Below are 7660 nucleotides of genomic sequence, written 5' to 3' on the forward strand. Positions count from 1 at the left end.
GAATATGAATTCTGCGAAATCCCATTTCCGTCATCTCCACCATTTAATGAAAAACAGTTGAATCAATCCGAATATCTCCAGACGCCCGAGCAGCATCAGCAGAGCATCGAACGTCTTGAGCGCTGCCGGCATCCCGGCGTAGTTGCCCATCGAGTAGACATCGCCGAAGCCCGGGCCCACATTGCCCAGACAGGCCACCGTACTCGAGAACCCGGTCAGCAGATCCACACCGCACAACGTGGCGAAAACCGTACCGACGAGCAGCGCCAGCATGTAGGTGACAATGAAGATCATCACACCGTAGATGGCCGAATCGTCCTGCATGACGCCGTCGAGGCGAATGCGGATCACGGCGTTGGGGTGCTGCTGGCGCCGCAGTTGGGCGCGGATCATCTTGCCGGCCAGCACCAGCCGGTTGGTCTTCATGCCGCCCGTCGTCGAACCCGCACACGCACAGACAATCGAACCGAACATCAGCAGAATCACGGCAAACGGCGGCCAGACGCTCGAATCGGCCGAGGCAAAACCCGTCGTAGTCATCAGCGAGAAGAACTGGAAGGCCGCATGCCGGAACGATGCCGTAATCGTGGGGTAGATTTCGGCGGCATAGAGCGAAATGGCGATCAGCACGCTGCACACGAGCAGGATGCCCATGTACCAGCGCGTCACCTCCGAGCGGAAGATGTTGTTGCGCTTGCCCGTAACCGTCGCGTAGATCAGCCCGAAGTGCATGCCCGCCACACCCATCGTGAAGATCAGCACCGTATCGATCCACGCGTTATTGTAAAAGGCCATGCTGGCATTCTTGGTCGAGAAACCGCTTGTCGCACAGGCCGACATCGCATGACAGAGCGAATCGAACCAGTTCATGCCCGCCAGGCGGAGCATGACAGTCGAGAGTGCGGTCAGACCGACATAGACCACCAGCAGGATGTGGACGATCACCTGCGTGCGGTAGCGGTAGTTGTCCTTGGCCAGCGACGAGAGTTCGACATTCGAGAGGGTCATCTTGCTGCGTCCCATCGTCGGAAGTACCACAAGCGCGAACATCACCACACCCATGCCGCCGATCCACGTGGTCGAGAAGCGCCAGAACTGCAACCCGCGCGGAAGAGCCTCGACATCGGTCAGCACCGAGGCTCCGGTGGTCGTAAAGCCCGAAACGCTCTCGAACCAGGCGTTCACCAGACTGAACTCCCCGCCCCAGATCAGGTAGGGGAACATCCCGACCACACACGACAGAAGCCACGAACCGACGACGATGCAGAACCCCTCCTTGTTGGTGATCTGGTCGCGCTTGCCTACGAAGATCAGCGGGAAGGCCCCGAGCAGGGTGGTCAGCAGGGCCGACAACAGCAGGGGATAGAATGCCGAATCCACGCCGTTCAGGCAGGAGATCCCCGCCGAAAGCAGCATGAAGCCCGCGATGAAGAGCATCACGACTCCGACATATCGCAAAACCACGTCTACCCGCATTCCGATCCTATTTCGACTGTTTGACAAGGTTGATCAACGACTCGATCTTCTCGCGCAGGGCCAGCATCTCGTCCTTGAGTTCGCCCTTGACGGTGAACGGCGTCCGGAAACGCAGGTACCCGTCCAGGCTGTGGATCATCCGCTCGACGGGATCCACGCAGTAGACAAGGATGAAGTAGTAGAACATCAGCACGATGGCGATCATCACCACAAGCGAGATCAGCACCGGTGTCACGGCCCGGTAGGCATTCGTCTTCATCTGCTCGGCCCGCGGAGCCAGCGAACTCTGCGTCGAGGTCATGTAGTTCTCGATGGCGGCGGTCAGCCGGTCGTAGTGGGCCTCGTACTCGTCGTTATACCAACGGCCGCCCACCGAGTCGGGCACCGTGAGGCGCACGCTGTCGGCCGCCCCGGCGCCGAAGGCCAGGTAGTTGTCCGTCAGGAGGCGGAGTTCGGTCGTGGCGAAGGCGAGCGAATCGAGGAAACTCTTATCGAAAGCCTCGGCCTGGGCCACGCGCAACGTCTTCTCGAGCCGCTCCATGCCGGCCATGCACAGGCTGTCGTAGCTCCGGTCGCCGAAGACCGAGATGTGGATCAACGCCACGTTCTGGTCGTGCACGGCATCGAGCATCTCGCGGGCCAGCTCGATGTTGCGTTTGTTGGCCCCGAGGATCTCCCCCGTGTCGCGGCTCAGGCGGCTCAGCTCCAGAAACGAGACCATCCCCGAAAAAAACAGCAGGCAGACGATGCTCAGAAACCCGGCCGTCACCCGTTTGCGCATACCCGTCATAGTCGCTTCGATATTAACCTTTTTCCGCAAAGATAGGAAATTAATCCAGAATTTCACCCGTCAGGTCGTGAGATTCGTCCATCGCACCGAGTTTCACACGGCAGATGCGGTTGATCCGCGAGCGGTCGTAGGGCACCTTCACCCGGCGGTAGTTGCCCGTAAAGCCGAACATCATGCCCCCGCGCATCGTGCTCTCGAAAAGCACCTCGGCCTCCGTTCCCTCGCCGCGGGCACAGAAGCTGCCGTGAAGCCGCGCGCACAGCTCCTCGAGTTCGGCGACGCGGCGCGTCGCCACGGAGGGCTGGACCTTGCCCGGCAGATCGACCGCCGGGGTGCCGGGACGCTCCGAGAAGGGGAAGATGTGCAGGAAGGCCGGCTCGACGCGCGCCAGGAAATCGTACGTTTCGCGGAATTCGGCCTCGGTCTCCCCGGGGAAACCGACGATCACGTCGATACCGATAAAGGCATCGGGCATCGCCTGCCGCACGGCGGCGATGCGCTCGGCAAAGCGGGCCGTGGTGTACCGGCGGCGCATGAGCCCCAGGATGCGGTCCGAACCGCTCTGGAGCGGAATGTGGAAGTGGTGCTGGAATTTGGGCGATGCGGCGCAGAAGGCGATGATCTCGTCGGTCAGCAGGTTCGGCTCGATCGACGAGATGCGGTAGCGGTCGATCCCCTCGACGTCGTTCAGGGCACGCAGCAGGTCGATGAAACGCTCGCCCGTCGTCCGGCCGAAATCCCCCGTATTGACCCCCGTGATGACGATCTCGCGCTGGCCCCCCGCTGCTATGCGGCGGGCCTCTTCGACCAGTTCAGCAACGGGCTGGTTGCGGCTCGCCCCGCGGGCATAGTGGATCGTACAGTAGGAGCAACAGTAGTCGCAGCCGTCCTGCACCTTGAGGAAGGCCCGCGTGCGGTCGCCGCTCGAGAAGGCCGCGAAGAACGACGTGAGCTCGTCGGTATCGCAACTGTAGACCTGCGCGCGGCCCTTGCCCGCAAGTTCAACCACCCGTTTATATAAATTACCTTTATCGTTGTTGCTCAATACAATATCAACGCCTTCGATAGCCGCGATCTCGTGCGGTTTGAGTTGCGCATAGCATCCCGTCACGGCGATGATCGCCTGCGGGTTGCGGCGATGCAGGCGCCGGATCAGGTTGCGGCACTTCTTGTCGGCGTGTTCGGTCACCGAACAGCTGTTGATCACACATATGTCGGCCTCGGCCGTAGGGGAGACCCGCACGAAACCGCCCTGCTCGAACTGGCGCGCGAGGGTCGAGGTCTCCGAGAAATTGAGCTTGCAGCCGAGGGTATGGAAACTGACTCTGCGAGGTTGCATGGAATAGTGTTTTTCGGGCACGAAATTACGAAATCCGTGCGAAAGGAGCGATTTTTTCCGGGAAAAAAACGTAAATTTGCGCGCAATCGAAAAAAGCATGGGATTTTTCAGCGACCTCGTCCATTACCAATACCTGCTCAACGCATTCACGGCCTGCCTGCTCTCGGGCATCACGTGCGGCGTCATCGGGACCTACGTCGTCTGCCGCCGCATGGTCTTCCTGGCGGGCGGCATCACGCACGCCTCGTTCGGCGGACTGGGCATCGCCTTCTGGCTCGGGGCGAACCCCATCGGCGGCGCGCTGCTCTTCGCCATCCTCTCGGCCCTCGGCATCGAGTGGGCCGGAAGCCGCGGGCGCATCCGCGAGGATTCGGCCATCGGCATCATCTGGTCGGTGGGCATGGCCGTCGGGGCGCTGTTCATGAGCCTGCGCCCGGGATACACCTCCGGCGACCTGTCGGCCTACCTGTTCGGCAGCATCGTCACCGTCACACGCGGCGATGTCACGGCGCTGGCCCTCCTGACGCTCGTCATCCTTGCCGGAGCGCTCCTCTGGCTGCGCCCGATCATGTACGTGGCCTTCGACCGCGACTTCGCCCGCAGCCGCGGCATCCCCACACGCGTGGTCTCCTACCTGATGGCCGCGCTGGTCGCCGCAACGATCGTCCTCTCGATCCGCATCATGGGCATCGTCCTGCTGATCTCGCTGCTCACGATCCCCGTGGCCGTCGTCAATGCCTTCTCGCGCGACTACCGCACCATCGCCGCGACAGCCCCCGCGGTAGCCGTCGCCGGCAACGTCGCGGGACTGGCCGCAAGTTACCATTTCGAAGTTCCGCCCGGCGCCGCCATAATATTTACCCTCACGCTTACGCTTATTGTCGTAAAACTATTAACTTTGTACCGGAAAAAAACGCGCCCCGCCGCATGAAAACCATACACAAGCTCGTCCTGAAGTCGTACCTCGGCCCGATGGTGCTCACGTTCTTCATCGTCATGTTCGTGCTGATGATGAACATCGTGTGGCGCTACATCGACGAACTGGTGGGCAAGGGTCTCAGTGCAGGAATCATCATCGAGCTGATGACCTACTTCATGGCGAACCTCATCCCGATGGGACTTCCCCTCTCGATGCTCCTCGCGGCGATCATGACGATGGGAAACCTCGGCGAAAACTACGAGCTGCTGGCCATGAAGTCGGCCGGCATGTCGCTCGTGAAGATCACCAAGCCGCTCATCATCCTCGTGAGCGTGCTGGCCGTGGCCAGCTTCTTCATCGGCAACAACCTCGTTCCGACAGCCAACAAGAAACTCTACAGCACGCTCTACGACATCCGCCAGCAGAAACAGGCCCTCGAGTTCCAGGACGGACTCTTCTTCAACGGCATCGACAACATGTCGATCCGCGTGAGCCACCAGGAGCCCGACACGCACCTGCTCCACAACGTGCTGATCTACGACAACCGCGACGCCAGCGGAAACATGAACACCATCGTCGCCGACTCGGGCTACATCCGGCTCTCGGACGACAAGCGCTTCCTGCTGGTGACGCTCTTCCACGGCGAAACCTACGAGCAGACACGCAACTCGCAGTGGTTCAACCAGAGTTCGCTGCGCCACCACATCTTCGACCTCGAGAAGCAGGTGATCCCCATGGAGGGATTCGCCATGGAACGCACCGACGCCAACCTCTTCTCGAACTCCAGCACCAAGAACATCAACGAGCTCCAGAACGACATCGACTCGCTGGAGATCAAGGTCAATACGGCCACCACGAGCTCCTACGAGCCGCTGCTCAAGGAGCAGATCTTCGCCCGCGACCCGAGCGTGCTGCCCCTGCCGGACAGCCTGCGCGTGGACAAGAGCCGGTTCGGGGACCTGGCCGTCGCCGATTCGATCGCTTCGCTTTCGGTCCGCGACCGCGAGAAGGTGTGGGACCAGGCACGGCGCATGGCCAAGAACTCGCGCAACATGTTCTCGTTCGACGAGTCGAACGCCAAGGAGGCCCTCGACCAGCTCTACCGCTCGAAGGTCGAATGGCACAAGAAGATCTCGCTCCCGGTGTCGATCATCATCTTCTTCCTGATCGGCGCACCGCTCGGCGCCATCATCCGCAAGGGCGGACTGGGTCTGCCGGTCGTCGTGTCGGTGATCTTCTTCGTGATCTACTACATCATCAGCATCACGGGCGAGAAGCTGGCCAAGGAGGGCAACTGGGATGCCGTCTACGGCGTCTGGCTATCGACCTTCATCCTCACGCCGATCGCCATGTACCTCACCTACAAGGCCACCAACGACTCGGCTCTGCTCGATACGGACTGGTATGCGGGCAGGATCAAGGCCCTGCGCGAACGCATGGAGCCCCTGCTGCACAAATTGAAAATCAAAACAAAACGAGATAAAAAATGAATACGGAACCGATACTGAACAGCGTCGAGGAGGCCATCGAGGACTTCCGCAACGGCAAGATCGTGATCGTCGTCGATGACGAGGACCGCGAGAACGAGGGCGACTTCATCATCGCCGCCGAGAAGATCACCCCCGAGATCGTGAACTTCATGCTCAAGGAGGGCCGCGGCGTGCTCTGCGCCCCCCTCTCGGAGGAGCGGTGCGAACAGCTCGGGCTCAACATGATGGAGGAGAACAACACCTCGCTGCTCGGCACGCCCTTCACCGTGACGGTGGACCTGCTGGGACACGACTGCACGACGGGCGTATCGATCCACGACCGGGCCGCCACGATCCGCGCGCTGGCCGACCCGAACACCAAACCCTGCGACCTAGGGCGCCCGGGACACATCAACCCGCTGCGCGCCCGACAGAAAGGGGTACTGCGCCGTCCGGGACACACCGAGGCTGCGGTCGATCTGGCCCGCCTGGCCGGACTGCAGCCCGCAGGCGCACTGATCGAGATCATGAACGAGGACGGCACGATGGCCCGCCTGCCGCAGCTCATGGAGGTGGCCCGCAAGTTCGGGCTCAAGATCGTCTCGATCGCCTCGCTGATCGCCTACCGCCTCCGCGAGGAGTCGATCGTCGAGAAGGGCGTGACGGTGCCGCTGCCCACCGAGTGGGGCGACTTCCGCATCACGCCGTTCCGCCAGAAATCGAACGGCGTGGAGCACGTGGCGCTGACCAAGGGCGAATGGACCGAAGACGAGCCGGTGCTGATCCGCGTGCACTCGTCGTGCGTCACGGGCGACATCTTCGGGTCGTACCGCTGCGACTGCGGCGAACAGTTGCACCGCGCCATGCAGATGATCGACAAAGAGGGCAAGGGTGCCGTCATCTACCTCAACCAGGAGGGGCGCGGCATCGGACTCTGCAACAAGATCCACGCATACAAGCTGCAGGACGAAGGGCTCGACACAGTCGATGCCAACCTGCGACTGGGATTCAAGGCCGACGAACGCGACTACGGCGTGGGTGCGAGCATCATCCGCGAACTGGGGATCCGCCACATGAGGCTGATGACCAACAACCCGCTCAAGCGCGCCGGGCTGGAGGGATACGGGCTGAAGATCGACGAGATCGTGCCGATCGTCATCGCCCCGAACAAGTACAACGAACACTATCTGGAGACCAAGCAGGAGCGCATGCACCACACGCTGGGCCTGGAGAAAAAATAGAGGAATGGATCCGAAACAGCTCCGTATCGTATTCATGGGCACGCCCGAGTTCGCCGTGCCGTCGCTCCGCGCGCTCGTTGCCGGAGGATACCGCGTCGTGGCGGTGGTGACCACACCCGACAAACCCGCCGGACGCGGACAGCGGATGCACGAAAGCGACGTGAAGGCAGCCGCCCGCGAACTGGGGCTGCCGATCCTCCAGCCCGAGAAGCTGAAGGCCGGGGAGTTCGTCGATGCGATGCGCGAGCTGCGCCCCGATCTGGGGATCGTCATCGCCTTCCGCATGCTGCCCGAGGTCATCTGGGCCATGCCGCGGCTGGGAACGTTCAACCTCCACGCCTCGCTGCTGCCGCAGTACCGCGGCGCGGCGCCGATCAACTGGGCCATCATCAACGGCGAACGGCAGACCGGAGTGACGACCTTCCT

7 protein-coding genes are annotated in these 7660 nt (G+C 61.7%); 4 read left to right on the top strand and 3 right to left on the bottom strand.

Going from position 1 to position 7660, the window contains the following annotated elements; genetic code table 11:
* Nucleotides 1-30 precede the first annotated feature (30 nt).
* The 3 genes from QZL63_RS10950 to mtaB are packed head-to-tail and all read right to left on the bottom strand — an operon-like array spanning nt 31 to nt 3605.
* Nucleotides 31-1476, bottom strand: a complete 1446-nt coding sequence (locus tag QZL63_RS10950; protein WP_022309332.1) for a TrkH family potassium uptake protein — start codon at nt 1474-1476, stop codon at nt 31-33.
* A gap of 7 nt (nt 1477-1483) precedes the next feature.
* Nucleotides 1484-2266: a hypothetical protein gene (locus QZL63_RS10955; protein ID WP_022309333.1), complete on the bottom strand. Its 783-nt coding sequence runs from the start codon at nt 2264-2266 to the stop codon at nt 1484-1486.
* A 40-nt stretch (nt 2267-2306) separates the two neighbouring features.
* Nucleotides 2307-3605 (bottom strand): tRNA (N(6)-L-threonylcarbamoyladenosine(37)-C(2))-methylthiotransferase MtaB, encoded by a 1299-nt coding sequence (gene mtaB / locus QZL63_RS10960; protein WP_022309334.1) that lies wholly within the window; start codon nt 3603-3605, stop codon nt 2307-2309.
* 97 nt (nt 3606-3702) lie between these two features.
* On the opposite strand from mtaB, the gene QZL63_RS10965 reads away from it, so the two are divergent.
* From QZL63_RS10965 to QZL63_RS10980, 4 genes are all read left to right on the top strand, one after another.
* Complete coding sequence (locus QZL63_RS10965) at nt 3703-4536, top strand: metal ABC transporter permease (protein ID WP_022309335.1); 834 nt, start codon at nt 3703-3705, stop codon at nt 4534-4536.
* Nucleotides 4533-6014, top strand: a complete 1482-nt coding sequence (locus tag QZL63_RS10970; RefSeq protein ID WP_022309336.1) for an LptF/LptG family permease — start codon at nt 4533-4535, stop codon at nt 6012-6014. The genes QZL63_RS10965 and QZL63_RS10970 overlap by 4 nt, the downstream gene beginning before the upstream one ends.
* Nucleotides 6011-7234, top strand: coding sequence for a bifunctional 3,4-dihydroxy-2-butanone-4-phosphate synthase/GTP cyclohydrolase II (locus QZL63_RS10975; protein WP_022309337.1), 1224 nt, complete (start codon nt 6011-6013; stop codon nt 7232-7234). The genes QZL63_RS10970 and QZL63_RS10975 overlap by 4 nt, the downstream gene beginning before the upstream one ends.
* A gap of 4 nt (nt 7235-7238) precedes the next feature.
* The coding region (locus QZL63_RS10980) for a methionyl-tRNA formyltransferase (RefSeq protein WP_290587198.1) at nt 7239-7660 on the top strand (422 nt) is incomplete at its 3' end.

It is taken from the genome of Alistipes sp. CAG:268, from assembly GCA_000434235.1.
GTDB lineage: Bacteria > Bacteroidota > Bacteroidia > Bacteroidales > Rikenellaceae > Alistipes > Alistipes avistercoris.